The organism is Pseudomonas sp. A6 (assembly GCF_052367875.1).
GTDB classification, from domain to species: Bacteria; Pseudomonadota; Gammaproteobacteria; order Pseudomonadales; family Pseudomonadaceae; genus Pseudomonas; species Pseudomonas citronellolis.
Genome location: NZ_CP198970.1, coordinates 1453194 through 1479575, shown reverse-complemented (window position 1 = coordinate 1479575; position 26382 = coordinate 1453194). Strand labels below are relative to the sequence as shown.

Below are 26382 nucleotides of genomic sequence, written 5' to 3'. Positions count from 1 at the left end.
CGGGGATCACTTCTTGCCGGTGTTGAAGCCCTGGTTCTCGTCCAGCAGGTACTCGGGGATCGGGTGGCTGTAGCTGTCCAGGTAGCGCCGGTAGGCGCGGTCGCGCTCGGCCGCGGTGGCGGCCTGGCGGTTGGCCGAGGCCTGCTGGCCGCTGCGCTGCAGTTGCAGCCAGTGGTCGACTTCCCACTGGTCGCGGGCGCTGCTGCCCGCTTGCGGCCGCGCCGACTCGGTGGCGCCAAGGCTCAGGGGGGCGGCCAGCAGAAGGCCGCTGAGGATGATCCGTTTCATAGCTAGTCTCCGTTTCCATCGCGGGCCCTGGCCGCCTTGCGGCCGGGCGCCCGCCGTCGATTACCTGATCTGCTGTTCCACCAGCGGCTGCGGCAGGGGCTGCGCCTGCACGCGGACCTGGGCCACGCTGGCGCCGTCCGCCGCCGGCACGGCTGGCAGCGCCGCTGCCACCTGAGCTGCCCGCGGCGCCGGCGCGCCGCCCCTGAGCGCATCGGCGCGCTGGCGGGCCTGGCGCACCTGCTCGTCGGACAGCCGCGCCTTCTCGGCCAGCGCCGTGGCCTGGGCGGTCTTGCCCTCCAGCAGCAACAGGCTGAGCAGGTTGCTGGCCGGCAGCTTGTCGTCGCCGTCCAGCTCCAGGGCGGTGAGGAATTCGAAGCGCGCGCCTTCGCGGTCGCCCTTGCGCAGCAGCACCACGCCCAGGTCGTTGCGTACCAGCCGGTCGGTGGGCTGCAGATGCGCCGCCACGCGCAGTTCGCGCTCGGCCTCGGCGATGCGCCCCTCGCGCAGGGCGATCTGGCCCAGGCCGTGGTGCGCCTCGCCGGCCTTGCAGGTGCCGAGCAGGGCCTGGTACTCGGCCCTGGCCTGCGGGCTGCCGATGCGGCGCAGAGCCACGGCCTTGCTTTCGCGCACGTCCAGCGACTGCGCCGGCAGCGTCTGCAGGTGCGCCAGGGCGGCGTGCAGGCGGCCCTCGCGCAACATGCCGCGGGCCATGTCCAGCTGCAGTTCCTGGTCCTGGCTCAGGCGGCTGCCGCAGCTCTGGCCGAGGGCCGGGAAGCTCTCCGCCAGGTTGCCGCGCAGATCGTCCGGCAGGTTGGCGCAGCCGCCCAGGGCCAGGCCGAGCAGGCCCAGCAAGCACAACGTCTTCATCACATTCCCCCCAGTGCCTTGGTGATGGCCATGAACCCCGGCCCGGCCAGGATGATCAGCAGCGCCGGGAACAGCAGGGTGATCATCACCAGGCTCATCTTCGCCGCCAGCTTGCTGATCTTTTCCTGCAGCGAGGTCAGCCGGCGGTCCTCGAACAGGGCCTTGAGCGTCGCCAGCGAGGCCCGCGCGCTGCCGCCCTGGCGCAGCATCTGGCGCAGCACGCCGCAGCAGTCGGCGAGCTCGGTCACCTGCAGGCGCCTGGCCAGCTGGTCCAGCTCGTCGGCCAGGTCCAGGCCGCTGTCGGCGTGGGCCAGCACCAGGTCCAGCTCCTGGGTCAGCAGCGGCACGATGTTGCGGCCCTCCAGTTGCACCACCCGCAGCGCCTGTTCCACCGTCAGGCCGGTGTCGAAGAGGATGCGGACCAGCTGGATGAAGACGATGACTTCCTCGGCCAGGCGCCGGCAGCGCTTGTCCGCCAGGTGCGCCAGCACGCGCTTGGGCAGCAGGAAGCCGAGGCCGGCGGCGAAGGCCAGCGGCAGCAGCAGGTCGTCCAGGGCGTCGCCCCGCAGCAGGCCGGCCAGCGCCACCAGGGCGCAGGCCAGCAGCGGCAAGGCCAGCTGCGCGGCCTGGTACAGGCTGCGCGGCAGGTTGCCGTTCCAGCCGGCGCGGGCCAGCAGGTCGCGCACCTCCTGGTCGCCCGGCTGCAGGCGCCGCCCCAGCGGGCCGTCGCCGAGCCGTTCGATGGCCCGGGCGCTCCAGCGCGCGGCGTCCTCGCCGCCCTGCGCGGCGGCGCCCAGGCGTTGTTCGATCAGGTGCTGCTCGCGGTTGGCCGCGCGGCTCTGCGACACCAGCAGGGCCAGCGCCGCGCCGAACAGCAGCAGGGCCAGGAGTACGTACCAGGTTGCGTCCATGTCCGTCTCCTACACGCTCTTGAGCATGCGCCACAGCGTGACGCAGCCGACCGCCTGCAGCCCCAGTGAGGTCAGCAGCAGCGTGCGGCCGAAGCCGTCGGTCCACATGGCCATCAGGTAGCCGGGGTTGCTGGCCAGGATGTACATGCCCAGGCCCAGCGGCAGCACCGCCAGCACCAGGGCGCTGAAGCGCGTCTCGCCGGTCATGGCGCGCAGCTGGCGGCCGATCTTCTCGCGCTCGTGGATGACCTTGATGATGTTGTCCAGCAAGTCCGTGGTGTTGCCGCCGTAGCGGTAGTTGACCGTCACGCCCAGGGCGAGGATGTGCAGCTCCTCCACGTCGTAGAGTTCGGCGATGTCCTGCAGCGCCTCGGGCAGGCTGATGCCCAGCTGCACGTGGCTGCTGGCGCGGGCGAAGATCGAGCGCAGCGGGTCGTCGGCCGCCACCACCGCCTGCTCGATGGCGTCACCCAGGGTGCGTCCGGCCTGCAGGCTGCGCACCACCTGGTCGAGGAAGGCCGGCATCTGCCGGATCATCTTCTGCAGGCGGCGCTGGTACAGCAGGCCGAGCAGGCCGTTGAACAGCAGCAGCACCAGCGGCACGGCCAGCAGCACGCCGAACACGTTGAGCAGGCGCCAGCCCGGCACGGCCAGCGCCAGCATCGCCAGCCCCGCGCCGACCAGCCAGGGGCGCATCTGCACGATGCCGGCGCGGCGCATGCGCCGCACCAGCCAGTGCTGGGTGCGCGGCCGCGCCGCGGCGAGGTCGCCCAGGGCCTGGCCGGGCACCAGGCGGCGCACCACCTGTTCGTTGTTGCGCGCGCGCAGGCCCAGGCCGAGCAGCAGCACAGCCAGGCCCACCAGCGCCAGGCTGGCCACCACCAGCAACAGCGCCCCGGCGCTCATGCCGCCACCTGGCGCAGTTTCAGTCCCGACGGCACGCCGGTGCGCACGAACCTGCCGCTGGCGCGCCGGTCCAGGCTGAACAGCGAGTTGGTGACGTAGATGCCGTCGCGCACCTCCAGCACTTCCAGCACTTCGCTGATGCAGCGCCGGCCGTTGGCCTGGCGGGTGATCTGCACCACGATGTCCAGCGCCGCGCAGATCATCTGCCGCAGCGTCTGCTCGGGCAGCTTGTGCCCGGCCAGGCCCACCAGCATTTCCATGCGCAACAGCGAGTCCATCGCCGAGTTGGCGTGCACCGTGCTCATCGAGCCGTCGTGGCCGGTGTTCATCGCCTGCAGCACGTCGAGCACTTCCACCCCGCGGATCTCGCCGAGGATGATGCGGTCCGGGCGCATGCGCAGGGCGTTGCGGATCAGGTCGCGGGCGGTCACCTCGCCGTAGCCCTCGGCGTTCGGCGGGCGCGTCTCCAGGCGCACCACGTGGTCGTGGCCCAGCTGCAGCTCGGCGGTGTCCTCGATGGTGACGATGCGTTCGCGCGCGTCGATGAAGCCGCTCAGCACGTTGAGCAGCGTGGTCTTGCCGGTGCCGGTGCCGCCGCTGATGAGGATGTTGCAGCGGTTCTCCACGGCCTGGCGGAGGAACCCCAGCAGCGCCTCGTCGACGCTCTGGTAGGCCAGCAGGTCGGCGCTCTGCAGCAGCTCCTTGCTGAACTTGCGGATGGAGATGCACGGGCCGTCCAGGGCCACCGGCGGGATGATGGCGTTGACCCGGCTGCCGTCGGGCAGGCGCGCGTCGACCATCGGGCTGGATTCGTCCAGGCGCCGCCCCAGGGGCGCCAGGATGCGCTGGATGACGCGGTACACGTGGTGGTCGTCGATGAAGCGCAGGTCGCTCTGGTACAGGCGGCCGCGCTGTTCGATGAAGACTCGGTCGGGGCCGTTGACCAGGATTTCGCTGATGTCCGGGTCGCGCAGCAGCACTTCCAGCGGGCCGAAGCCGGTCAGCTCGTCCACCACTTCCTCGGCCAGGCGGTCCAGCTCGTAGCGGGAGATCGCCAGCTGGCGCCGCGCGGCGTACTCGCCGACCTTCTCGGCGACGTACTGGGCCACCGCCGGGCGCGCGCCCTCCAGCAGGTTCACGCCGTCTTCGTCGATCTCGTCGATGATGTAGCGGTGCAGGCGCATCTTCAGCAGCTGCATTTCCTGCTCGTGCGCGCCGAGGCTGCTGGCGTAGCTCATGGACGCGCGCCCCGGAAGCGGCCGAACCAGGGGAAGCGCCGCCGCGCCTGGCCGCCCACCGCGCCGAGCGGCTCGGCCAGGGCGCGCAGCTTGAGCGCCAGGGGGTCGCGCGGGGCCACCTCGAACAGGCTGCGCCCGAGGTTCTTCGCCCGCAGGCGCGCCTCGGCCGAGGCCGGCAACACGCCGAAGAGTTCCAGGCCGAACATGCGGCACAGGGCCTGCTCGTCCGGCGGCACCGCGGACAGGTAGCGCTCCACCAGCAGTTCGATGCGCGGCAGCGCCTGGCTGTTCTCGCGCAGGCGGCGCAGGCTTTCCAGGCCCTTCCTGCACGAGGGCACGCTCTGGTCCACCAGCCACAGCACGCGGCTGGCCTGCTGCAGCAACTGGCGGGCGAGCTCGCCTTCGGGCATGGCGGTGAAGTTGATCAGCACGTGGCTGAAGGCCGTGCGCAGGTTGCCCAGCAGCAGGTACAGCTCGGCGGTGGTCATGCGCTCCAGCACCCCGGGCTCGTCGGTCAGGCTGAGCAGGCGCAGGCCGGAGTCGTGGCGGCTGAAGGCGCTGTCGATCAGCGTCTGGTCGAGGCGGCGCAGGTTGCGCATGGCGTCGGCGAAGGTGAAGGGCGCATCCATGCCGAGGATGGCCAGGGCCTCGCCGGCCGGCTGGCCGATGTCCACCAGCAGCACCCGGCTACCCTCCCGGGCTTGCAACGCCAACGCCAGGTGCAGGGCGACGAAGGCGCCGTCGGCGTCCGGCCGGGCGCTGGCCAGGGCGAACAGCTCGCCCTGCTGCACGGCGCTCACCGGCACGCTGGGCAGGCGCCCGCCCAGGCGCCGGACCAGCCCGCCCAGTTCGCTGGCGCGGGCGCCATAGGTGACGAAGTCGCGGGCGCCGGCGCGCATGGCCGCCAGCACCAGTTGGTTGTCCAGGCCATCGCCCACGGCCACCACCGCCAGCATCGGCCGCGCCGACACCAGGCCCTCGATCAGGGCGCCGTGGACCATCAGGTTGGCCTTGTTCAGGCTGATGAAGAGCACGCCGGCGCCGGTCACTTCCAGCAGCGCCAGCAGCTCCTCCAGGGTGCCGCTGGTGGCGGCGACCACCTGGCCGGCGCTGGCCAGGCTGCTCTGCAGCCACTCCAGCTCGCCGGCGTGCTGGGTCAGCGCGACGAAGGTCTGGGCGGCGTTGCGGCTTTGCGCGGCGGGCACGCGGCTGCCGCTGCGGCCCAACGGATCGCCGGCCATCACTGGGACATCCCGCTGGCCGAAGCGCGGCCGTCGTACTGGCCGTTCTCCAGGAAGTAGAACTCGCCGAAGCCGGGGTCGTACTTGCGCAGGCCCTCGCCGGGCAGCTTGGGCAGCGCGGCATTGGCCGCCAGCGGCTGGACCAGGTGCGGGGTGACCACCATCAGCAGTTCGCGGTCGTCCTTGTCCAGCTGCGAGGAGCGGAAGAACGCGCCCAGCACCGGCAGGTTGCCCAGGCCGGGGAACTTGTCGACGTTGCTCACCGTGTTGCTGCTGATCAGGCCGCTGATCACGAAGCTCTCGCCGTCGGCGAGGATCACGCTGGTGTCGGTGCGCCGCACGTTGAGCGCCGGCACCGCGATGCCGTTGGTCTGGATGCCGGCGGAGAAGTCCAGCTCGCTGACCTCCGGCGCCACCTTCAGGGCGATGCGCCCGGTGGACATCACCGTCGGCGTCAAGGTCAGGCGCACGCCGTATTCCTTGTACTCGATGGTGATGTTGTTGTTATCGCCGTTGGGCACCGGGATGGGGAACTCGCCGCCGGCCAGGAAGGACGCGCTCTGCCCGCTGGTGGCCACCAGGCTGGGGCGCGCCAGGGTGTAGGCGAAGCCGCTGCCTTCGAGCATGTTGAGGAAGCCCAGCACCTTGCTGCTGCCGCCGCCCCAGATGACGTTGAAGCCGCTGTCGCTGGTGCCGAAGTTGCCCGTCACACCGCCGTCGGAGCCCACGCTGATGCCGCTCAGGCTGCCCGGCGCGCCGAGCATGAACAGGTTGGAGCCGCGCCGCACCAGCGAGGTGCTGGCCTGCTTGAGCTTGCTGCGGCTGACCTCGACGAAGCGGATGTCGGTCTGCACCTGGCTGGCCAGGTTGGCGGCGGCAACGGCGTCGCTGGTCGCGCCCACGTCGCGGATCGAACGCCCGGCCACCTGCACCTGGGCCCGCAGCGGGTCGCCCGGGCAGCCGGTCCAGACCAGCAGGCTGGTCTCGCCCTGGGCCTTGCCGGTGACCAGGAAGTTGCGCTTGTCCAGCAGCTGCACGTCGGCGATCTGCGGGTCGCCAATGGCCAGGCGCTTGATCGGCAGCGGCAGTTGCTGGTCCTGCTGGACGCCCTGCTGCAGCGCCAGCACCAGCTTCTGCGGCAGTTGCGCCAGCCCTTCGCAGGCCTTGGGCGCGGCCTGCGCCGAACCCAGCAGCGCCCATGCCATGACGCCCGCGAGGCAAACGCCCACCCCACCAGCCGGACGCCGGTATCCCATATTGCAAGCCATCCTAACTACTCCCTCTCCCTGCTTCAGGGGCTGATTCAAGGCGCCTCGTGGGCGACCGTGCCGCCGCGGTAGACCGTCACGCCCGCAGCGGCCCGCGGCCGGGCCGGGCTGCGCGGAACCGCCGCGGCCACCGGCTGGCGGCGGCCGAGCAGTTGCTCCAGGGTGATGGACTCGGTGTTCGCGGCGCTCAGGGCGGTGTGCTGGTAGCTGCCCTGCTGCTCTTTCTCGTAGAGCTTCTCGTCCTTGCTGCGTACCGCCAGGCGCAACGAGCCGGCCTGGCTGGCCAGCATCAGCCGCGCGGTGGCGTTCGCCGGCACCGCCAACACCGCGGTGCGAGCCACCTTGCGTTCCTTGTCCTTGCCGTCGTCGGCATTGCGCGCCTGGCCGTCGCCGCCCACGGCGATCTGCTCGCCATAGGTCAGGACGCGCACGCCCGGCAGCACCAGCTGGGCGCGGACGTCGCGCTGGATGCCCTGCTGGTCGGCGACGTAGAGCACCACGTCGACGTAGTCGCCCGGCAGCACGAAGCCGCCGCCGCCGACCACGTCGTCCACGGCGATGGCCATGGCCCGCTCGTCCGCGCGGATGGTCCGCGCCAGCGGCCCGCCGGGTTCGAGCACGGCGCCGGAGAGGATGCTGCCGGCCGCCACCGGCACCCACACGCGCTGGCCGAGCAAGGCCTCGACCTGGGTGTAGCTGCCCGCCGGCGCGGTCTGCAGGTATTCCAGGCGCAGATCGTCCTTGCCCAGCAGCGCCAGCGCCGGCAGGTCGCGGGTGACCACCACCACGGGGGTGCGCTGCAGCTTGTCCGGATCGGTGGGGAGCACGGTGGGAACGGGTTCGCTGGCGACCACCGGCGCCTCGGGCCTGCCGATGGACAACCCCAGGTAACCGACCACCACCGCCCCCAGTAACAGAAGCCCGGCAAACGCCATCAACAATTTACTTTTCATGATGATTATTTCGTTGCAGCCAGCGGAAAGCACATTCGGGAAGCAAGTATCGAAAGCAGACTCGTCGATCTCGCGAGAAGGCCGGCAAGCTACCTTGATGCCCCGATAAATAAAACGACCAAAAGCTACTAGGCCCTTCCTACTAGTTGTAAAAAGTTACTCCCCATAAAAGAATCGGAAGATATACCCGCAACGGAGGCACCATGAACTTCAAGTTGAAAATCCAGAAACTCGTCTCTTCCGCAAAGGCATTCGCCAAGGACAAGGAAGGGGCCACCGCGATCGAGTACGCGGTCATCGCCGGCCTGATCTCCGTGGCCATCATCGCCACCCTGAAGATCCTCGGTCCCAAGCTGGTCTCGGTCTTCCAGCAGATCTCCGACGCGCTCTGATTTCTCGCCGCGGCAATCGCACCGCCCCACTTCATATCCGCAATTGAAGTGGGGCAAATTCATGAATATCCGCGCGCGCACTGGGCAGCTTTAATCAATAAAACCTGCCCAGCGGAAATCAAAAAGGAAACAGGCGAACACCACTCTCCGCAGAACTTCGGTAAAAGCGATGCTGACCCGTTCGGAACTTCCCCTGATATTGCTCGTTGACGATGACCCGGACGCACTGGCCTCGACGGCGGAGTTGTTCGAAAGTCTCTTCAATATAAAAACCGCAGGCTCCGGCCACGAGGCCCTCGGCACGCTGGAGGAAACGCCCCTGCCGGACATCGTCATCGCCGACCTGGGCATGCCGGGCATGAACGGACATCAGTTGTGCGAAGCGATCAAGTCCGACGCCCGCACCCGCGACATCACCATCATCTTCCTCACCGGCGAGGACACCACCGAAGCCGAGCTGGAAGGGTTCGAGCTGGGCGCGGCCGATTTCATCCCCAAGCCGGTGGAGCCCCGCACCTTCGTCAGCCGGATCAGGTCGCACATGCGCAGGAAGCTGGAGCGCGACAGGCTCCAGGACCTGAGCGAATACCTGGAACTGCGCTCGCGAAACCTCACGCAATCCAGCTGAACCGCCGGGGCCCGGCGCCTGCGCAACAAGGTCTGAACACAGTGGCTACAACAAGAAAAGCGAACCTGCACGGGCACCAGGCACTCATCCTCGACGACGAGCCCGACATCGTCGAAGAGGTCGTCGACCTGCTGAACTGCGCCGGCTACCCCTGCCTGGGCGCGCACACGGCGGAACAGGCCCTGGCGCTGTTCCAGGCCAACCCCGGCATCGACATGCTGATCCTCGACTTCGACCTGCAGGACAGCCAGGGCCCGCGAGTGCTGGAGCGCATGCAGGCGCTGGCCGGCAGCGAGCGGCTGTTCGAGGCCATCACCATCAGCGGGCGGGCCGGCAAGGACGAACTGATCGACGTGCTGCGCAGCGGCTTCTGCGACTTCCTCGCCAAGCCGCTGAACCCCGAGCACCTGTTGGCCGCGCTGGAGAAGCTGGCCGAGAAGCTGGAGGAACGGGCCCGCGACCGGCAGCGGGTCATCCGCGCGGAGTCGCGCCTGGACGTGCTGACCGAGAGCCTGAAGTCCCTGGCCAGCGATGCGAAGAAGGCCATCAACTACGCGAGCACTGCGTCCAGGCCCGCCAGGGGCGAGCCCTCGAAGGACGACGAGGCCCTGTTGAACACGCCGGAAGACCAGTTGGCCAACCCCTTCTTCGCCAAGCTCTCCCTGCGCCAGCTCGACGTGGTCAGGTTGATCGGCAAGGGCCTGAGCAACTACCAGATCGCCTGCAAGCTGGGCATCAGCGAGCATACGGTGAAGCTCTACGTCTCCCAGTCGCTGCGCCTCACCGGGCTGAGCAACCGCACGCAGCTGGCGCTCAAGTCATCGCCCAGGCGCAAGGCGAACCACGACCTGTAGGCGCCCGCTTATTGCGGATTACCTCAGCGCCCCCCTGGCATCCAAGCCTCCAGGCGCGCCGGAGGAGGCAGCCAGCAGCATGGCCAGCTGGGTGCGGTTGCTGACCCGCAGCAGCTTGAATATCTGGGTGATGTAGAGCTTCACCGTGTTCTCGGAAATGCCCAGCTCATGGGCCACCCGGTAGTTCGAATAGCCCTTGCAGATCAACTGCGCCACTTCCTGCTGGCGCTGCGTCAGGTTGAAGAACAGCGGGCTGCTGATGTCGACCTTGTCCGGGGCGGCACGCTCGTCATCGTCCAGGTCGAAGACGTTCGGGCCGCCGTGGACGTCCATCTTGATCGCGCTGACGTCCTGAAACAGCGAGTTCAGCGACTCCGCGATATGCTCCAGCCGGCCGTTGAGGTGAAGGATCCTGCGTTGCCGGCGGATGCTCTGCAGCAGCTTGCTCTCCACCCGCTCCACCGACTCGATCAGCTCCTGCGGCGCCACCGGCTTCATCAGGAAGTCCGAGGCCCCGGCGCGCATCGCCTCGACCACCTTGTCGCTTTCGCCGTACCCGGTGAGGACGATGACTTCGAAGATATAGTCGTCGCCCACCGCGCCGTGGATTTCCTTGATGGCGTCCAGGCCCCATTCGCTGCCCAGGTTCAGGTCGCACACCAGGATGCGCAACTTGGCGTTCTTCTTGAACAGCGCGACCGCCTCGGCGATGGAACTGCAACCGACCGAGGAGAAACCGACGCTCTCCAGCACTTCGGAAAGCTCCGATGCGACCAGCGGCTCATCGTCGATGACGAGCACCTCGAACGCCCGGTGTTGTTTGTTTTTCATTTGACTCCCCACACTCGACCCCCTAAGCCCGCAAGCCGCCAGGGCCTTTCCTTTCCAAAAATAAAACGCGGGACTTCACGGGTTGCTTCCCAGTAACCCCATCATTTCTTCCATGGAGTCCAGGTCCCCTGTTTCTGCCAGTTCTCGCAAGTACACCGCCAACTCCCCAGAGGCATCGGCGAGTGTTCGACTCCATTCGATGAGGTCGGTGATGGCGCCCGATTCCACGAGCGCCTGAAGTTGTTGCCGCTGCCCTCGGCTCAAGGATTCCAACTGTTCGGCCAGCGCTTGCTGACGGCGGTCAGGCTTTTCGGTCACGCCGGCCAGGCCGCCGCGCAGGCGCAGCAACTGGGCCAGGGTCACGCCCAGGTCGGCCAGGCTGATGGGCTTCACCAGGCTGGCGTCGAACGGCAGGCCGCCCGCCTGGCCGAGGGACTGCATGGTCTGCTGGGTGGCGGACATCAGCACCACTGGCAGCCCCGGCCAGCGCTCGCGCAGCGCCAGCAGGAGTTCGCCGCCGTTGCAGCGCGGCATCAGGTAGTCGGTCAGGACCAGGTCCGGCCGCTGCCCGCCCGGGCCCATCAGGCGCTCCAGGCAGTCCTGCCCGTCGACGGCCGCCTCGACGCGGAAGCGGCTGGCCTCGAGCAGGTCCACCAGCATGTCGCGGATGTCGGCGTTGTCCTCGACGACCCACACCAGCTGCCCCTCGCCTCGCACCGGCAGGCTCTTCATCGGCAGGTCGAACAGCTGCGGCTGGGCCATGTCCTGCTCGGTGCCGACGGCCAGGGTCAGCTCGAAGGAAACCCGGGTGCCTTCGCCGGGCGCGCTCTGCACCGTCACCCGCCCGCCCATGAGCTGGACCCAGTGCTCGACGATGGCCAGGCCGAGCCCGGCGCCTTCCACGCCGGTGGCGTCGCAGCGGAAGAACGGGGTGAAGAGCTTGGGCAGGTCCTGCTCGGGAATGCCGCAGCCGGTGTCGCTGACGCAAAAGCGCAGCTGCGCCAGGCCCGCCTTGAGCGGCTGCCCGGCGGCCTGCACCTGCAGGGCGATGCGCCCGTCGCGGGTGAACTTGGCGGCGTTGTCCAGCAGGTTGGTCAGCACCTGGCGCAGGCGCTTGGCATCCAGTTGCAGCACCGTGGGAATGTCGCCGCACAGCGTCAGGCGGAAGGCGTTGCGGTTGCGCTGGGCGAGGATGTGCGCATCCATCGCCACCGCGTCGAGCAGGCCGTGGATGTACACCGGCTGGATGTCCAGGCGGTCGCTGGAAACGCCGCGGGCGTGGTCGATCAGGTCGTTGATCAGGGTCAGCATGTGGCCGGCGCTGCGCAGGATGACACCGGCCTTGCGGGTGCTGCGCCCGCCCTCCTCCTGCAGCAGCTGGGCGTAGCCGATGATGGAGGTCAGCGGCGAGCGCAGGTCGTGGCTGACGCGCCCGAGGAAGTCGATCTTCGCCTGGTTGGCGTCCTTGGCCTTCACCAACGCGGCCTGCAGCTCTGCGGTGCGCCGGGATACCGCCTCTTCCAGCTGCGCCTTCTGCCGGCGTTCGCTCTGCAGGCTCTCGGTTTCCAGGCGTTGCTTGCGCATCTGCTGCTGCAGGGTGAACAGGCCGATGATGCCGATGATGATGCTCAGCCTGAGCATCACCACGTCCACGCTGAACTGCCCGCTGTAGCCCAGGTTGAGCAGGTAGCGAAGGATGAACCAGGAACTTTCCGCCCAGCTCAGCAGGAACAGCCCCGCCAGCACCTGCCGGCAGAAGTCGCCGCGCAGCCGCAGCGAGAACAGCGACAGCGGCCAGCAGGCCAGGAGGCAGAAGCTCAGCGACAGGTTCAGCGTGCGCGCCAGGTTGTTCGGCAGCAGCGGCAGGGCGACGGCCAGCGCCAGGCAGGCGAACACGCCGGCCAGGTACAGGCGCCGCCATGCGCCCTGCCCGGCCAGGCCGAGCAGGCGCCGGGCGGCGACCAGGAAGCCGACCAGGGAAACCAGCCAGAAGGCGATGCGCATGCCCGGGCCGTGGATGAACTGCCCGCTGAACAGGTGGAAGGCCAGGTAGCCCTCCTTTTCCGCCTCCAGGGCGTAGGCCGCGCCCAGCCACACGGCGAGCATGGCGAAGCTCCAGTCCAGGCGCAGCAACAGCAGCACGGTCAGGGTGAGCACGCAGCCGAACAGCATCGAATGGGTCAGTTGCTCGACGTTGTCCTGGGCCAGCACGGCGCCCATGTCCCACAGGTTCAGGGCCAGGCCCGGGCGGCTCTCGCTGCGCACCCGCAGCAGCAGCTCGCGGCTCTCCCCGGGGGCCAGCGCCACCGGCAGCAGGTTGCGCCGGCTGTGCAGCGAACGCTCGGCCAGGGGCACCGACAGGCCGATGTGCCAGTGCCCGTCGACGCGCCCGCCGGCCGCGTCCAGGCGGTACAGATCGACCTCGCCGACGCGCCAGGGCGCCACTTCCAGCCAGCGCTCCCAGGCGAGGGCGTCGGGGTTTTCCAGCCGCAGGCGCAGCCAGAGCGTCGACTCCCGCCGCGGCGCCGCCAGGCTGCTGGCATCGGCCGGCCGCCAGTCGGCCTGGCGCCAGGCTTGCTCGGGCGTCAGCGCCTGGCCGGGGGCCTCCTCGAACACCTGGGCGCTGCGGGTCAGGTCGATGTAGGGCGCCTGCAGGTCGCCGCGGTTGAGGAACAGCGACACGCCCATGACCAGCAGCAGCGCCAGGCTCCCCAGCAGGGCCGTGAAGGCGGCGCGCGGGTCAGGGCGCATCGCCGGGCTCCAGGTCCAGGCGCGACTGGCGGAACTGGCTGGGCGAGAGGCCATAGCGCTCGCGGAAGGCGGTGGAGAAGTTGGCCCCGCTGGTGAAGCCCACCTCCAATGCGATGGCCTGGATCGGCAGGCCGGTGCCGCTGAGCAGCACGCAGGCCTCCTTCATGCGCTCCTCGCGCAGGTACTCGAAGACCGTCACGCCCACGCACTGGCGGAAGGCCTCGTTCAGGCGCTTGCTGTTGGTGCCCACGGCCTCGGCCAGCTCCTGCAGTTCCGGGGTGTGCGACAGGGTGCGCAGCAGTACCTGGCGGGCCGACTGGAAGAGGATGCTGTCAAGGTTGCCGGCGTGGCTGGGCGGCATGGGCGAGGCCTGCCGGTCGGTGCCCCAGCGGCGCAGGTGGATGGCCAGGCGCAGGCGGATTTCCTCGAGGTTGAAGGGCTTGGTGATGTAGTCGACGGCGCCCACCAGCAGCCCCTGGACGCGCTCCTCGGGGGTGTTCGCCCCGCTCAGGAACACCACCGGGATGTCCCGCGTATGGGTGTTCGCCTGCATCATCCGGCAGCAGGTCAGGCCGTCCCACACGGGCATCAGCACGTCCATCAGCACCAGGTCCGGGTTGATCATCTGGACTTTCTTGAAGGCGTCCTGGCCGTTGCTCGCCAGGTAGATGCGGCAGCCCTGCTGCTGCAGGTATTCGGCGAGCAGGCGACGCTCGCTCTCCAGATCATCGACGACCAGGATGCGCTGCCCCTCCAGCGCATCGGGAATAAAGCTCGGCATTCCGATGAGTTCCTACACGTCAGTCCCCGCCCGACCGTTACTTTGCCATTACAGAGGGAATTTTCCGTATACGACGAAAATATTTTGCCTGCTGGCAAAGGGCCACAGCACTCCAGCAGAAGCGCTACTTCCTGGCGCCGAGATAATGGCACCGAACGAAGGAGAGGCCCCTTGGCCCGTAGGTACCCCATGCCAGCAGAGTGCGTGACTGTCTCGCCCGCCCGCCCCGGCCGGCGTTCCCCGGAGGGCTGCCGCAGCCCGGCGCCGCCGCCACGGAGCCTGCCCCATGCTTAAGCGGATTCGCACCGACCAGGTTCGCCTGGGCATGTTCATCCAGTCGCTGGAGGGCAGCTGGCTGTCCCACCCCTTCTGGAAGACCCGCTTCATGCTGGAGAACCCCGGCGACCTGCGCGCCCTGCAGAACAGCGGCGTGCAATGGCTGTGGATCGACGACGCCCGCGGCCTGGGCGTCACCGACGCCGTCGCGCCGGCGGCGCAGGGCCCCGGCGCGGCGCCCGCCACAGGCATCGCCGAGCCGGTCGTGGCGCTTGTCGGCGAGGCGCCGCCGGCCATCTATCCGAACGAGTTCTTCGAAGCCGCGCGCATCCTCGAACGCTCCAAGCTGACGCTGATGGAACTGTTCCGCGAGGCGCGCATGGGCCGGGCGATCGACCTGGACCTGTGCCTGCCGCTGGTGGAGGACATCTGCGCCTCGCTGGCCCGCGACGCCTCGGCGCTGATCAGCCTGGCGCGGCTGAAGAACAAGGACGAATACACCTACATGCACTCGGTGACGGTGTGCGCGCTGATGGTCGCCCTGGCCCGCCAGCTCGGCCTGGACGTCGAGGCCCAGCGCGAGGCCGGCCTGGCCGGGATGCTCCACGACATCGGCAAGATGGCCATGCCGCCGGCGATCCTCAACAAGCCCGGCAAGCTCGACGAGGCCGAGCTCGCCATCATGCGCACCCACCCCGAACGCGGCCACGAGATGCTGCGCCAGCACACCCGGCTGTCGCCCCAGGTGCTGGACGTCTGCCTGCACCACCACGAACGCTACGACGGCACCGGCTACCCGCACCGCCTGGCCGGCAACCAGATCAGCCTGCTGGCGCGCATGGCGGCGATCTGCGACGTCTACGACGCCATCACCTCGGACCGCCCGTACAAGTGCGCCTGGGAAGCCGCCGGCTCCCTGGCGCGCATGGCCAGCTGGGAGGGGCATTTCGACCCGCAGTTGTTCCAGGCCTTCGTCAAGACCATCGGCATCTACCCCATCGGCAGCCTGGTACGCCTGGAGTCCGGGCACCTCGGGGTGGTGGTCCAGCAGAACCCGGAGAACCTGACGCGCCCGCAGGTGCAGGTGTTCTTCTGTTCCCACCGGCGCCAGGCCATCGCCAAGGAACTGCGCGACCTGGCCGACGTGCGCATCTACGACCGCATCGTCCAGCGCGAGGACCCGCTGCGCTGGGGCTTCAGGAACCTGGAGCGGCTGTGGCTGCCCGAGGGCCTGGTGCCGCCCGGGATGGTGCCGAGCCGGGGCCACGACGACGGGCACGACTGAGGGCGTGCCCAGGCCCCGGCGGCGTTCGGGGCTCAGACGTGGAAACGGCCGACCAGCGCCTGCAGCTCGCCGCCCAGCCGCGCCAGCTCCACGCTGGAAGCGGCGACCTGCTCGCTGGCCGCGGCGGTCTGCTCGGACACGTCGCGCACGCTGACCACGCTGCGGCTGATCTCCTCGGCCACGGCGCTCTGTTCCTCGGCGGCGGTGGCGATCTGCTGGTTCATCGCCTGGATGCTGGACACCGTGCGGGTGATGCTGCCCAGCGACTCGCCGGCCTGGCGGCTGAGGGCCACGCTGCTGGCGGTCAGCTCGCGGCTGCCGAGCATGGCGTTGGAGACCTGGCGGGTGCCGTTCTGCAGGCCGGCGACCAGGGCTTCGATCTCCTCGGTGGACTGCCGGGTGCGCAGGGCCAGGCCGCGCACCTCGTCGGCCACCACGGCGAAGCCGCGGCCGGCTTCCCCGGCGCGGGCCGCCTCGATGGCGGCGTTGAGCGCCAGCAGGTTGGTCTGTTCGGCCACCGACTTGATCACGTCCATGACCTTGCCGATCTTCTCGCTCTCCTGCTCCAGGCGCTGCATGGCGTCGGCCGAGCGTTCCACTTCCCGGGCCAGGCGCTCGATGCGCTCCACCGCCTGGTTCACCACGCGGTCGCCGTCGTGGGCCTCGCGGTCGGCGGCGGACGCGGCCTGGGAGGCCTGCTCGGCGTTGCGCGCCACTTCCTGCACGGTGGCGGACATCTCGTGCATGGCGGTGGCCACCTGGTCGGTCTCGACCTTCTGGCTATTGGCGCCGGCGCTGGTCTGCTCGGTGACCGCCGAGAGCTGCTCGGCCGCGCTGGCGATCTGCGTCACGCCATCGCGGATGCCGCCGATCAGGTCGCGCAGGTTCCAGCTCATGCGCTGCATGCTCTGCTGCAGGCTGCCCAGCTCGTCGCGACGGCGGACCTGGATGTTCTGCGACAGGTCGCCCGAGGCGATGCGCTCGACCACCTGCATGGTCTCGTGCAGCGGCCGGGTGATGCGGCGGGTGATGAACCAGGCGGCCAGGGCGCTGGCCAGTATCGCCAGCAGGGCCACGCTGGCCTGGGCCAGGCGGCTGAAGGCCGCCACCTCGTCGCGCAGTTCGATCTGCTGGCGGGTCAGCGCCTGGGTGATTTCGCGGGTCTGCTCGGCGACCTTGACCAGCACCTGGCGGGCCTGTTCCACCGTGGCGGTGGCGGCCCGGTAGGCCTCGATGCACTTGGCGTAGCTCTGCTGGTCCGCCGCCACCGCCAGTAGCTCGGCGGGGGGCTGTGCGCCGAAGACCTTGGCCTGGCGCGGGAAGTTCTCCATGGCCAGGCGCATCTGTTCGTTCAGCAGCCGCTCGGACTCCGGCCCGGGATGGGCCACGTAGCCCGCCGCGCGGTAGCGGACCAGCAGCAGGTCCTGCATCAGCTGCGTGCCGGCCTGGTAGTAGGCGAAGCGGCGTTCGTCGTGTTCGTCCAGGCCCGCCGCCAGCGCTTGCAGGGCGCTGAGCGCCTTGAAGGCCCGCTCGGCGCGCTCGGCCATCTCGTCGCGAACGGCGCTGGCCGCATGGTTGGCGGCCTGCAGCTTGCCAAGGGCCTGGCGGTAGTCGCCGACCAGTTCGCCCTGTTGCTGCTCCAGGGCGAGCAGGTCCGCGCGGGCGAACAGCTTGCGCGCGCGCATCGCCGCCTGCTGGCGCTCGAAGTCATCCAGCGCCGCGCCCAGGCGCTGCTCGCTGGCCGCCTTGGCGCCGTCCAGCAAATAGTCCTGCAACGACAGGCGCAGTTCCGCCAGCGATTCGTTGAGCGCGCCGTAGACCTCCTGGGCCCGGCTGCGCTGCAGCAGGCTCTCGCGGCTGATCCAGTCGCCCACCGCGAGCAGCGCGGTGAGGCACAGGACCAGGCCGAAGCCCAGCCCCAGCTTGTAGGTGACGCCGAGGTTGTCAAACCAGTTGCGCATGGCGCGAGTCGCTCCCGTTCCGGGGCCCCCGGCACCCGGCGTGCGCGGAACGGGCCAGTGGATTCAGCTGTGCGAAACGGCCCCGCCGGCGATTGCCGGCGGGGCCTGTTGCGGTTGCTAGAAGTTGTTGGCGAGGTCGATGCCGGACTTGCCCGGCGAGAGGATGTTGTTCGGGTCCAGGGCGCGCTTGATGGCGTGCTCCACCCGGCGCTTGACCGGGCCGTAGATCTGCGCCACGCGGTCCTGGAAGGCGGTGTTCACGCGGTACACGGCGTAACCCTCCTTGGCGAACTCATCCAGCAGCTCGGCGAAGCAGTCGTGGGCGCGCTGGGTCTCCTCGGGGTCGGTGCGGTCGTAGAGCACGTCGATCACGTGGTGCATGTCGCGCCAGCCGACGATGAACTCGCCGGTGTAGTCCAGGCCGTGCTTGTTGAGGATGCGCTTGGCCAGCACCTTCTGCTTGTCGCACTCGCTGCCGCGGGCCTGGCTGACCGGGGCGAACCACATCGAGCCACCGCCGCCGCGCCAGTTGTACAGGCCGAATTCCTGCAGGTTGGGCACGCCGCTCATCAGCTCGGCGCGGTACTTGAACGGCTGGGTGTCGCCGGCCTGCTCCTGGGTGACGATGCGGCCCTTGCCGGACTTCTTCACGGTCTCGGTGACGATCTTCCAGTTCACCTCCACCTGCTCGGGGGTGCCGTACAGCGCCGCGTAGACGTTCCACTGGCCCAGGCCCTTGTCCTTGACGACCTGCTGGATCACCGAGTCGGGCGTCGCGCCCTTCTCCTTGATGTAGTCCGAGCGGCGCACGCTGATGCCGGCGGCCTCCCACAGCGCGTTGGCGATCACCACCGCGTTGGGGATGATCTGGGCGATGCGCAGCGGGCGGATCATCTCGACGATGTCGGCGATATCCGCCTCGTCGTCGTAGACGATGCTGAAGGGCTTGAACACCGGCGGCTTGGGCATCAGCCAGAAGCCCATCTTGGTGCAGATGCCGTAGTTGGCCTGGGTGAACATGCCGTCCAGGGTCGGGCCGTAGCCCCACTTGAACACCTGCCAGGCCTTGTCGCCGGGCACCCCGCCCATGCCGGTGCGGTAGACGTCGCCGTTGGCCAGCACCACTTCCATGCCGCACTGCATGAGGAAGTGCTCGCCGTAGGGGGTGTAGCCCACGCCGCGGTCCATGGTGTTGCCCACCGGGCCGGCGATGGCCGAGGGCGCGGAGAACGACAGCATCAGCGGCAGGTTATTTTCCTGCAGGTAGTCGTAGAGCTGGCCGTAGGTGACGCCGGGCTCGACCAGGGCGGTGCACAGCTCCGGGTCGATGTGGATGATCTTGTTCATCTTCTTCAGGTCGAGGATGACCTGGCCGCGTTGCGCCGGGGCCGCCGAGCCGTAGCCGAAGTTGCGGCCGGTGGAGATGGTCCACAGCGGGATCTTGAACTCGTTGCAGATCTTCACCACGCCCTGCACCTGCTCGACGCTGGTGGCGGTGACGGCGGCGGAAGGCGCGTGCTCGGCGTTGTCCACCGGCATCATGATCTTGCCGTAGGGGATCAACTGGTCGTCCTTGGCCAGGACGTTCTCCTCGCCCAGCAGCTTGCGGAACTTGGCCAGCGCCTGCTGGAAGTGGTTCGCGTCGACTCCGCGCGGGAGCACGGCCTTGTTGGTTGCGTCAGTCATGGGAGGTGCTCCTTCAAGCCTGGATCGAGAACGAAACGAAATGCCCGGCCAGCGGGCTCGGGCGGCCGGCCACCAGCGGCGCGGGCGCCGGCGGCTGCGCGCCGAGCGAGGCCAGGCCGTAGCCGAGGGTGGCGGCCCATTGCTCGGCGTTGCCGGCGTTGCGGCCGGCGGCGCCCAGGCGCAGGGGCTGGCGACTGCCCAGCGGGCACTGCTCGCGCAGGTCGAAGCCGGCGCCGCAGGCGTCCAGCTGCAGGCCCAGTTGCAGGGCGTGGCCGTGGGCGGCATCCGCGGTGATCAGCCGGTGCCGCGAGGCGCGCGCATCGGCGCTGTGCTCACCAAGCCACTGCACGCGGGCGCCGGCGCTGCGCGCCAGGTCGACCACCAGCGCGGCGCTGGCGTCGTCCAGCAGGCCGACGATGCGCTGCGGCCGTCCGGCCTCCAGGCGCTGTTGCAGCTCGCGGATGAAAGCCAGGCTGGCATCGCTGCGCAGCAGCTCGGCCCGGGCCGCGGCCGGGTTGGCGGCGAGGCCCTGGAGGAAGGCCGAGCCGGCCACGGCCGGGCTGATGAGCACCAGTGTCGGCTGTGCCACGGCGCCACCGGCGACGCCACGCGCCAGGGCCAGGCCGGAGCCGCCCATGGCGATGCCCGCCAGCCCGCCCAGGGCCATGCCCTTGAGCAGGGAACGACGTTCGAGATTCATGGCGCGCTCCTCAGGGCTTGGCCGCCGGCGCGGGCGCCTGCGAGATGTAGTCGGCGACCTGTTGCAGCGCCTTGTCGTCGATGAAGGAAGCCGGCCAGGCCGGCATCGCCCGCAGGCCGTTGCGCGCCACCGCGACTATGTAGGGCGACGGCAGCTGGCGCCCCTTCAGCTCCGGCCCGATGCCGGTCTCATGGCAGCGGCCGCAGACTTTCTCGTAGACGTTGGCGCCGCCTTTCCACACGCCGTCGCCGTCGGCGAAGGCGCTACCGGCCAGCACGAGCAAGGGCACGCAAAGGCAAGCAGCGAAGGTCCGTTTCACAGCCGGGCTGTCGAAGGATAAGGACATTTCGTACTCCATCTTGTTATTGGATTGGTGGGACCGGCGGCCGCTCAGAAGGGATAGGGCCGCGGCGAGTGCTGCAGGGTGATCCAGTGGTCGGTGGTGAATTCCTCGATCGCCCAGTCGCCGTTGAAGCGGCCCAGGCCGGAGTTCTTCTCGCCGCCGAAGGGCGCGTTGGGTTCGTCGTTGACCGGCATGTCGTTGACGTGGGTCATGCCCGCGTGGATGCGCTGGGCGAACTGCACGCCGCGCTCCAGGCTCGACGTGAACACCGCGCTGGACAGGCCGTATTCGCTGCCGTTGGCCAGCTCCAGCGCATGCTCGGCGTCGCGCGCGGCCTGGATGCCCACCAGCGGGCCGAAGATTTCCTCGCGGGCGATCTCCATGCCGGCGTGCACGTCGCCAAACACGTGGGGCGGCATGACGTTGCCCTGGGGCTCGCCGCCGACCAGCAGGCGCGCGCCCTCGTCGAGGGCCTTGGCGACCTTCTCGCGCAGGCCCTGCAGCTGGCGGTCGTTGATCACCGGGCCGACCACGGTTTCCGGCTTGCGCGGGTCGCCATAGGGCAGCGCCTGGACGCGCTCGACGAAGCACCGGGTGAAGGCCTCCAGCGCCGGCTGCTCGACGATGATGCGGTTGATCGCCATGCAGATCTGCCCCTGGTGGAGGAACTTGCCCACCACCGCGGCGTTCACCGCCTGCTCGATGTCGGCGTCGGCCAGGACCACGAAGGGGCTGTTGCCGCCCAGCTCCAGGGCCACGTGCTTGAGGTGCGCGCCGCCGCTGGCGATGCGGCCGATGTTGCGCCCGACCTGGGTCGAGCCGGTGAAGGAGATGAAGGCCGGCACCGGGTGCTCGACGAAGGCGTCGCCGATCTCGCTGCCGGCGCCGACCACCACGCTGAGCACGCCGGCCGGCAGCCCGGCCTCCTCGAACACGCGCGCCAGCAGCAGGCCGCCGGACACCGGGGTGTCGCTGGCCGGCTTGACCACCACGGCGTTGCCCAGGGCCAGGGCCGGGGCCAGCGAACGCTGGGTGAGGTGCAGCGGGAAGTTCCACGGGCTGATCACCCCGACCACCCCGAGCGGCACGCGGTACACGCGGCTTTCCTTGCCCGGCACGTTGGAGGCGACGATGCGCCCGTGCACGCGGTTCGGCAGGCTGGCCGCCTCCAGGGTGATGGCGCGCGCCGCGCCCCATTCGATCTGCGCCTTGAGCAGGGTGCTGCCGGATTCGCGGACCAGCCAGTCGATGATCTCCTCGCGGCGCGCATCGAGGATGCGCACCGCTTCGAGCATCACCCGGGCGCGTTCGGCGGGCGCGCTGGCGGCCCACGCCACCTGGGCCTCGGCGGCCTTGGCATAGGCGGCGTCAAGGTCGGCGCGGTCAGCCAGGGCCAGGCGCAGCAGGCTCTGCCCGGTGTAGGGGTCGAGGACCTCCATGTGCCGGCCGCTGCCGCCGGCGCGCCAGGCGCCGGCGATCGGCTGCAGGTCGAGGTTCTGGTAGGGCTGGGGTCTGGTGCTCATCGTTGCTGGTGCCTCTTGTCTGGACGAGGGACGGCCGCCGCCGGCCTGGGCGAAGGCCACGGAAACAGGGAAACGGGCTGGGCGAAGGTCAGTCGCCGGGGCGGGCCGGGCGGCGCCGGGCAAGGGCGGGATGGGCTAGTGCACGGGCATGGTGGAAAGCGCGGAGGATGTTCATGTCGAAATCACCGGTTTCTTGTTATGGATTTTTCAGTTGCAAGTGTTTCGGCATTAACAACTATCGTGCCAGCTGCGCTATCTTTAAAAATTTCCTTTAAAAACAAATAGTTGTTATTTGATCTGAGGATTTCTGCGGCGCCTTTCGCGCTGGCGGCGCGGCGGCCGCGGAATTTTGTGCAGAGAAAATCGCGGCGCTGGAGAAAGCTCGACGGACGCGGCCAAAAGCGGGATTCCGTGCGGTTATCGTACGTTTTGCGCTCGCCGCCCCTCCCCCTCGGACTGGAATCCGATTGACCGCCGTGGCCGGGCCGGCATACTCCCCAGACCAGCCTGCGTCTTCTTGAACTGCCTTATGACTATTACAAATCCGGGCAAACACGGGCGCGCGGTGGACGAAGAGTTCTTCCGGCACATGCTCAGCCGGCAGAAACGCCTGATCGTCGACCGCGCCTGCCAATTCGATCCACGGGGCCTGCCTTCTGCCGAGCAACTGGCCGAGACCGTGGCCTTTTCTCCCCAGGACGGCAGCATCTGGCTGTGCGGCCAGCGCATGATGCTGCTGCAGGGCTCCGCCTTCGGCGCCATCCGCCGCGAACTGATCGAGGCCCAGGGGCTGGACAAGGCCCGCGGCCTGCTCACCCGCATCGGCTGGCAGGCCGGCGCGCGCGACGCGGCGCAGGTCAGCGAGCAGTGGCCCGAGGGCGACCACGCCAGCCTGTACAGCGCCGGGCCGCGCCTGCACATGCTCGAAGGGATGGTCAACGTCGAGCCGATCAACTTCGAGATCGACACCAGCATCGGCCACTTCTACTCCGAGTTCTTCTGGCACAACTCGCTGGAGGCCGACGAACACATCGCCACCTACGGCCTGGGCAGCGAGCCCTCGTGCTGGATGGGCATCGGGTACGCCAGCGGCTACGCCTCGTCACTGCTCGGGCGCCTGGTGGTGTTCCGCGAGGTGGAGTGCCGCGCCATGGGCCACCACGCCTGCCGCATCATCGGCAAGCCGGCGGAGGAATGGGACGACATCGACGCCGACCTGGCCCACCTGGACGCCAGCGACTTCCTCGGCCGCAGCACCTACGGCAGCAGCCAGGCGACCACGGCCGCCACGCTGCCCAGCCCCGCCGAGGACCAGCCGATGGTCGGCATCTCCGCCGCCTTCATGGCCGCCAGCCAGCTGCTGCAGCGCGTGGCGCCGACCCAGGCGACGGTGCTGCTGACCGGGGAATCGGGCGTGGGCAAGGAACTCTTCGCCCGCACCCTGCACCAGGCCAGCAAGCGCAGCCAGGGGCCACTGGTGGCGCTGAACTGCGCGACGCTGCCGGAGAACCTGGTGGAGGCCGAGTTGTTCGGCGTCGAGCGCGGGGCCTTCACCGGCGCGGAACGCTCGCGGCCCGGACGCTTCGAAAGGGCCAACGGCGGCACCCTGTTCCTCGACGAGATCGCCACCCTCAGCCTGGCCGCGCAGAGCAAGATCCTGCGCGTGCTGCAGGAAGGCGAGCTGGAGCGGGTCGGCGGCACCACGGCGATCCGCGTGGACGTGCGGGTGGTCGCGGCCACCAACCTCGACCTGCGCCGCGAGGTGGAGGCCGGGCGCTTCCGCGAGGACCTGTTCTACCGCCTGAACGTCTTCCCCATCCACCTGCCGCCGCTGCGCGAGCGCCGGGAAGACATCCCGCTGCTGATGAGCTACTTCCTGCGCAAGTTCAGCCTGCGCCACGGCCGGCAACTGGCCGGCTTCAGCACGCGCCTGGTCAACGCGCTGCTGACCTACCGCTTCCCGGGCAACATCCGCGAGCTGCAGAACCTCATCGAACGCGGCGTCATCGCCGCCGCCGATGGCGAGGTGATGGACGTCATCCACCTGGCCGAAGGCGGCGCCGCGCCGATCGCCGCGCCCATAGGGCTGACGGCGGAAGGCCGGCTGTCCCGCCCCCTCGCCGAAACCGGCAGCGAACAGCCCGCGCCGGCGCCAGCGACGCCCGAGGCAGCGCCCGGCAAGGCCGTGGAAGAACCCGAACTGGCCAGCCTGCTCGCCTTCGTCTCCGGCCGCAACCCGACCCTCGGCATCTCCCTGGAAGACGTGGAAAGACGCCTGGTGCAAGTGGCGATGGAACGCACCGGCGGCAACATCACCGCCGCCGCGCAGATGCTCGGCATGAGCCGCGCTCAGGTCAGCTACCGGTTGAAGGGGCGCTGAGGCCGCAACTGTCTTGCGAACTGTGCCGAGGCGCTTTTCGTAGGATGGGTTGAGCTTGCGATACCCATCGGGCCAGGGTGATGGGTATCGCTTCGCTCAACCCATCCTACGGGGCGTCATGTTTACCGTAGGAGCGGACCTTGTCCGCGATTCGCGCGCAGGGCGCGCTCCTACAGGGGAATGGCGTAGGCGGGGCAGCGTAGGAGCGGATCTCATCCGCGAATCGCGCCGGTGGTTCCGGCTATCGCGGAGAAGCTCCGCTCCTACCGCATGGGCGAGCATGGCCTTTCGTAGGATGGTGTTGAGCGAAGCGATACCCATCACCACGACCGCATGGGTATCGCAAGCTCAACCCATCCTACGGGGCGTCATGTTTACCGCGGATCTCATCCGCGAATCGCGCCGGAACCTTCGGCTATCGCGGACAAGGTCCGCTCCTACAGGGGAATGGCGTAGGCGGGGCAGCGTAGGAGCGGATCTCATCCGCGAATCGCGCCGGTGGTTCCGGCTATCGCGGAGAAGCTCCGCTCCTACGGCTCAGGCAGGCACGGCTTCTCGTAGGAGCGAGCTTGCTCGCGAATGAGCCCCGCTGCGGAATCTGTTCGCGAGCAAGCTCGCTCCTACGAAGAGAGAGCACCCCAGACTCTTAGAGCGGCGTGGTGAACTTGAACCAGAAGGTCTGCCCATCCGGCCGGTTGCGCACGCCCGTATCGTCCTGCCACTTGGCGCTGAAGAACCAGCCGTCCTTGCTCGCATACTGCACCGCCGGGCCGATGGAGAAGGTCCGCCCGCGGGAGTCCTCGACGGTATGGCCATCGAGCTTGTCGTCGCTGATCTGCTGGTAGGCGTGGCCGCCGACGCCGAGCACCCAGCCGTTGCCCATGCCCCAGCCAAGGGTGTAGTCGGCGTGCAGCTCACGGCCGGACTGGTAGTCGGTGGCTCGGTTCTCGAAGTTGTAGTCGTGCATCAGGCGGATGTCGGCGTTGGGCCCCGCCGGGTCCACGTAGGTCATCGCCAGCACCGCCTGCACGGTGTAGTAGTGGGTGCCCAGGTTGATGATGTCGTCCTTGTCGTAGCTGCCGGTGGGCAGCACGAAGTCGACGCCGGTGGCCACGTGGAACTTCTCGCTCGGGTGGAAACCGATCACCGGCCCCAGGTGGGCGTCGCCGATGCCGCGCTTGTGGTCGTGGGGGCCATTCTTGATGTTCAGGCGCATGTCGGTGAGCGGCAGCAGGGCATGGAAGCCGAGGTCGCCGCCCAGTACCTTCTGCTCCGTCACCCAGACGAAACGCGGCACCAGGGTAGAGACCCGCAGGTCGATGTCGGCGGCCTTGTGGCCGCCGTTGTCGCGCAACGTATCGGCCAGGTAGTTGCCCGCGAACAGCTGGGCGTAGGTGCCAGGCGGTGGAAGGATGCCCATCCCGTAGATCTCGATGCCCATGGGCCAGGAGGAGGTGCCGCCCTCCGTGGCGAGGGCCGAGGTGGCGGCGCCGGCCAGGAACATGGCGCAGGCGAGGCGGGATACGCGAAGGCGAACGGATTGATCGAACATGGGAGTGCCGGCCTTTTGTTGTTATCGGATTGGCGCGCGGCCACTTGCGTGCCGCGCCGGCGACCCCCAATCAATTACCATGCCACGAGTTAAATACTTGAAAATCAATTAGTTATAAATATTCAGCGGACAAGCCAAGCGAATACTCTTAAGAAAATTCCACTCCTCGCGGAAAAGTCTCCAGCCCTGCCCTCCCGCCGTAGATCGGCCACCCGCACGATCCACGAAAAGTCCAGGTTATCTGTTGGATAGTGCCTTCTGCAGCAGAACCCACCCACCAAAAATGCAGGCGCCAATAACAACAACCGAACCGCGATCTGGAGACATGGTGATGGGCATATTCGACTGGAAACACTGGCTGGTCCTGCTGCTGGTGGCGCTGCTGGTATTCGGCAGCAAGCGGGTGAAACACCTGGGCAGCGACCTCGGCGAAGCCATCAAGGGCTTCCGCCGCTCGGTCAACGCCGAAGACGAGCCGGCGGCGCAGAAGCTGGCCGGCGAAGAAGCCGCCGCCGAGCCCCGGCGACTGCAGGAAAGCGCCCGCCAGCAAGCCTGAAAGCCCACAACCTGTAGGAGCGGGCCCTGCCCGCGAAATCGCGCGCAGGGCGCGCTCCTACAAGGGAATGGCGCAGGTGGAGCAGCGTAGGAGCGGATCTCATCCGCGAAGCGCGCCGATACATCCGGCTATCGCGGAGAAGCTCCGCTCCTACGGGAAAAACACCACGCATTCCCGCACGGCCCCTGCCCGCGATTTCGCGCGCAGAGCG

23 protein-coding genes and 1 pseudogene are annotated in these 26382 nt (G+C 68.8%); 6 read left to right on the top strand and 18 right to left on the bottom strand.

Translation table 11 applies throughout. From position 1 onward, the window contains the following. Positions 1–6: 6 nt before the first annotated feature. From ACTWJ5_RS06710 to cpaB, 8 genes are read right to left on the bottom strand one after another with little or no spacing between them, the layout of a single operon-like run. A complete protein-coding gene (locus ACTWJ5_RS06710) occupies positions 7–288 on the bottom strand; it encodes a DUF3613 domain-containing protein (protein ID WP_074983092.1) in 282 nt (93 codons plus the stop codon). A gap of 60 nt (positions 289–348) precedes the next feature. After that, positions 349–1155: a hypothetical protein gene (locus ACTWJ5_RS06705; RefSeq protein WP_116422508.1), complete on the bottom strand. Its 807-nt coding sequence runs from the start codon at positions 1153–1155 to the stop codon at positions 349–351. Beyond that, positions 1155–2066, bottom strand: coding sequence for a type II secretion system F family protein (locus ACTWJ5_RS06700; protein ID WP_116422509.1), 912 nt, complete (start codon positions 2064–2066; stop codon positions 1155–1157). The genes ACTWJ5_RS06705 and ACTWJ5_RS06700 overlap by 1 nt, the downstream gene beginning before the upstream one ends. 9 nt (positions 2067–2075) lie before the next feature. Next, positions 2076–2972 carry a type II secretion system F family protein gene (locus tag ACTWJ5_RS06695; RefSeq protein WP_444437883.1) on the bottom strand — a complete coding sequence of 299 codons (897 nt, stop codon included), beginning with the start codon at positions 2970–2972 and terminating at the stop codon, positions 2076–2078. Continuing rightward, positions 2969–4210, bottom strand: coding sequence for a type 4b pilus Flp biogenesis ATPase TadA (tadA, locus tag ACTWJ5_RS06690; RefSeq protein WP_009618290.1), 1242 nt, complete (start codon positions 4208–4210; stop codon positions 2969–2971). Before tadA ends, ACTWJ5_RS06695 begins: the two co-directional genes overlap by 4 nt. After that, entirely contained in the window at positions 4207–5451 is a 1245-nt protein-coding gene (tadZ, locus tag ACTWJ5_RS06685) for a type 4b pilus Flp biogenesis protein TadZ (RefSeq protein ID WP_444437881.1), read from the bottom strand. Before tadZ ends, tadA begins: the two co-directional genes overlap by 4 nt. Then, on the bottom strand, positions 5451–6719 hold the full coding sequence (locus tag ACTWJ5_RS06680; protein WP_390895839.1) for a type II and III secretion system protein family protein: 1269 nt from the start codon (positions 6717–6719) through the stop codon (positions 5451–5453). The genes tadZ and ACTWJ5_RS06680 overlap by 1 nt, the downstream gene beginning before the upstream one ends. A gap of 35 nt (positions 6720–6754) precedes the next feature. Next, entirely contained in the window at positions 6755–7672 is a 918-nt protein-coding gene (gene cpaB, locus ACTWJ5_RS06675; protein ID WP_249917671.1) for a Flp pilus assembly protein CpaB, read from the bottom strand. Between the two features lie 203 nt (positions 7673–7875). On the opposite strand from cpaB, the gene ACTWJ5_RS06670 reads away from it, so the two are divergent. From ACTWJ5_RS06670 to ACTWJ5_RS06660, 3 genes are all read left to right on the top strand, one after another. Beyond that, the gene (locus ACTWJ5_RS06670; RefSeq protein ID WP_249917672.1) at positions 7876–8064 is read left to right on the top strand and encodes a Flp family type IVb pilin; all 189 of its coding nucleotides are present in this window, start codon (positions 7876–7878) and stop codon (positions 8062–8064) included. Positions 8065–8233: 169 nt separating this feature from the next. After that, complete coding sequence (locus ACTWJ5_RS06665; RefSeq protein ID WP_009618285.1) at positions 8234–8692, top strand: response regulator; 459 nt, start codon at positions 8234–8236, stop codon at positions 8690–8692. 41 nt (positions 8693–8733) lie between these two features. Further along, complete coding sequence (locus tag ACTWJ5_RS06660; RefSeq protein WP_009618283.1) at positions 8734–9546, top strand: response regulator; 813 nt, start codon at positions 8734–8736, stop codon at positions 9544–9546. A gap of 18 nt (positions 9547–9564) precedes the next feature. Here ACTWJ5_RS06660 and ACTWJ5_RS06655 read toward each other — a convergent pair whose 3' ends face one another. The 3 genes from ACTWJ5_RS06655 to ACTWJ5_RS06645 all read right to left on the bottom strand — a co-directional run bounded on the left by ACTWJ5_RS06655 (position 9565) and on the right by ACTWJ5_RS06645 (position 13909). After that, on the bottom strand, positions 9565–10377 hold the full coding sequence (locus ACTWJ5_RS06655; RefSeq protein ID WP_074983080.1) for a response regulator transcription factor: 813 nt from the start codon (positions 10375–10377) through the stop codon (positions 9565–9567). Positions 10378–10452: 75 nt separating this feature from the next. Continuing rightward, positions 10453–13128, bottom strand: coding sequence for an ATP-binding protein (locus ACTWJ5_RS06650; protein ID WP_444437876.1), 2676 nt, complete (start codon positions 13126–13128; stop codon positions 10453–10455). Continuing rightward, positions 13118–13909 (bottom strand): response regulator transcription factor, encoded by a 792-nt coding sequence (locus ACTWJ5_RS06645; RefSeq protein WP_074983074.1) that lies wholly within the window; start codon positions 13907–13909, stop codon positions 13118–13120. The genes ACTWJ5_RS06650 and ACTWJ5_RS06645 overlap by 11 nt, the downstream gene beginning before the upstream one ends. Positions 13910–14195: 286 nt before the next feature. On the opposite strand from ACTWJ5_RS06645, the gene ACTWJ5_RS06640 reads away from it, so the two are divergent. Next, positions 14196–15470 carry an HD-GYP domain-containing protein gene (locus ACTWJ5_RS06640; protein ID WP_074983072.1) on the top strand — a complete coding sequence of 425 codons (1275 nt, stop codon included), beginning with the start codon at positions 14196–14198 and terminating at the stop codon, positions 15468–15470. Positions 15471–15502: 32 nt separating this feature from the next. Here ACTWJ5_RS06640 and ACTWJ5_RS06635 read toward each other — a convergent pair whose 3' ends face one another. The 6 genes and pseudogenes from ACTWJ5_RS06635 to ACTWJ5_RS06610 all read right to left on the bottom strand — a co-directional run bounded on the left by ACTWJ5_RS06635 (position 15503) and on the right by ACTWJ5_RS06610 (position 21683). Further along, on the bottom strand, positions 15503–16207 hold the full coding sequence (locus ACTWJ5_RS06635) for a methyl-accepting chemotaxis protein (protein WP_436278529.1): 705 nt from the start codon (positions 16205–16207) through the stop codon (positions 15503–15505). 201 nt (positions 16208–16408) lie between these two features. Beyond that, a pseudogene (locus tag ACTWJ5_RS06630) lies at positions 16409–17431 on the bottom strand (methyl-accepting chemotaxis protein); the annotation flags it as partial. A gap of 117 nt (positions 17432–17548) precedes the next feature. Further along, the gene (locus ACTWJ5_RS06625; RefSeq protein WP_301499841.1) at positions 17549–19117 is read right to left on the bottom strand and encodes an FAD-binding oxidoreductase; all 1569 of its coding nucleotides are present in this window, start codon (positions 19115–19117) and stop codon (positions 17549–17551) included. 13 nt (positions 19118–19130) lie between these two features. Further along, entirely contained in the window at positions 19131–19817 is a 687-nt protein-coding gene (locus ACTWJ5_RS06620) for a hypothetical protein (RefSeq protein ID WP_261746834.1), read from the bottom strand. A gap of 10 nt (positions 19818–19827) precedes the next feature. After that, a complete protein-coding gene (locus ACTWJ5_RS06615; protein ID WP_009618272.1) occupies positions 19828–20163 on the bottom strand; it encodes a c-type cytochrome in 336 nt (111 codons plus the stop codon). 44 nt (positions 20164–20207) lie between these two features. Next, positions 20208–21683 carry an aldehyde dehydrogenase family protein gene (locus ACTWJ5_RS06610; RefSeq protein WP_261746836.1) on the bottom strand — a complete coding sequence of 492 codons (1476 nt, stop codon included), beginning with the start codon at positions 21681–21683 and terminating at the stop codon, positions 20208–20210. Positions 21684–22212: 529 nt separating this feature from the next. On the opposite strand from ACTWJ5_RS06610, the gene ACTWJ5_RS06605 reads away from it, so the two are divergent. Beyond that, positions 22213–24063: a sigma 54-interacting transcriptional regulator gene (locus ACTWJ5_RS06605; protein ID WP_444437871.1), complete on the top strand. Its 1851-nt coding sequence runs from the start codon at positions 22213–22215 to the stop codon at positions 24061–24063. Positions 24064–24709: 646 nt separating this feature from the next. On the opposite strand, the gene ACTWJ5_RS06600 is transcribed toward ACTWJ5_RS06605, so the two are convergent. Beyond that, the gene (locus ACTWJ5_RS06600; RefSeq protein ID WP_444437869.1) at positions 24710–25615 is read right to left on the bottom strand and encodes a SphA family protein; all 906 of its coding nucleotides are present in this window, start codon (positions 25613–25615) and stop codon (positions 24710–24712) included. 331 nt (positions 25616–25946) lie between these two features. Here ACTWJ5_RS06600 and tatA point away from each other — a divergent pair, with 331 nt between their 5' ends. After that, positions 25947–26171 (top strand): twin-arginine translocase TatA/TatE family subunit, encoded by a 225-nt coding sequence (gene tatA, locus ACTWJ5_RS06595; RefSeq protein ID WP_074983062.1) that lies wholly within the window; start codon positions 25947–25949, stop codon positions 26169–26171. The last annotated feature ends 211 nt before the right edge of the window (positions 26172–26382 follow it).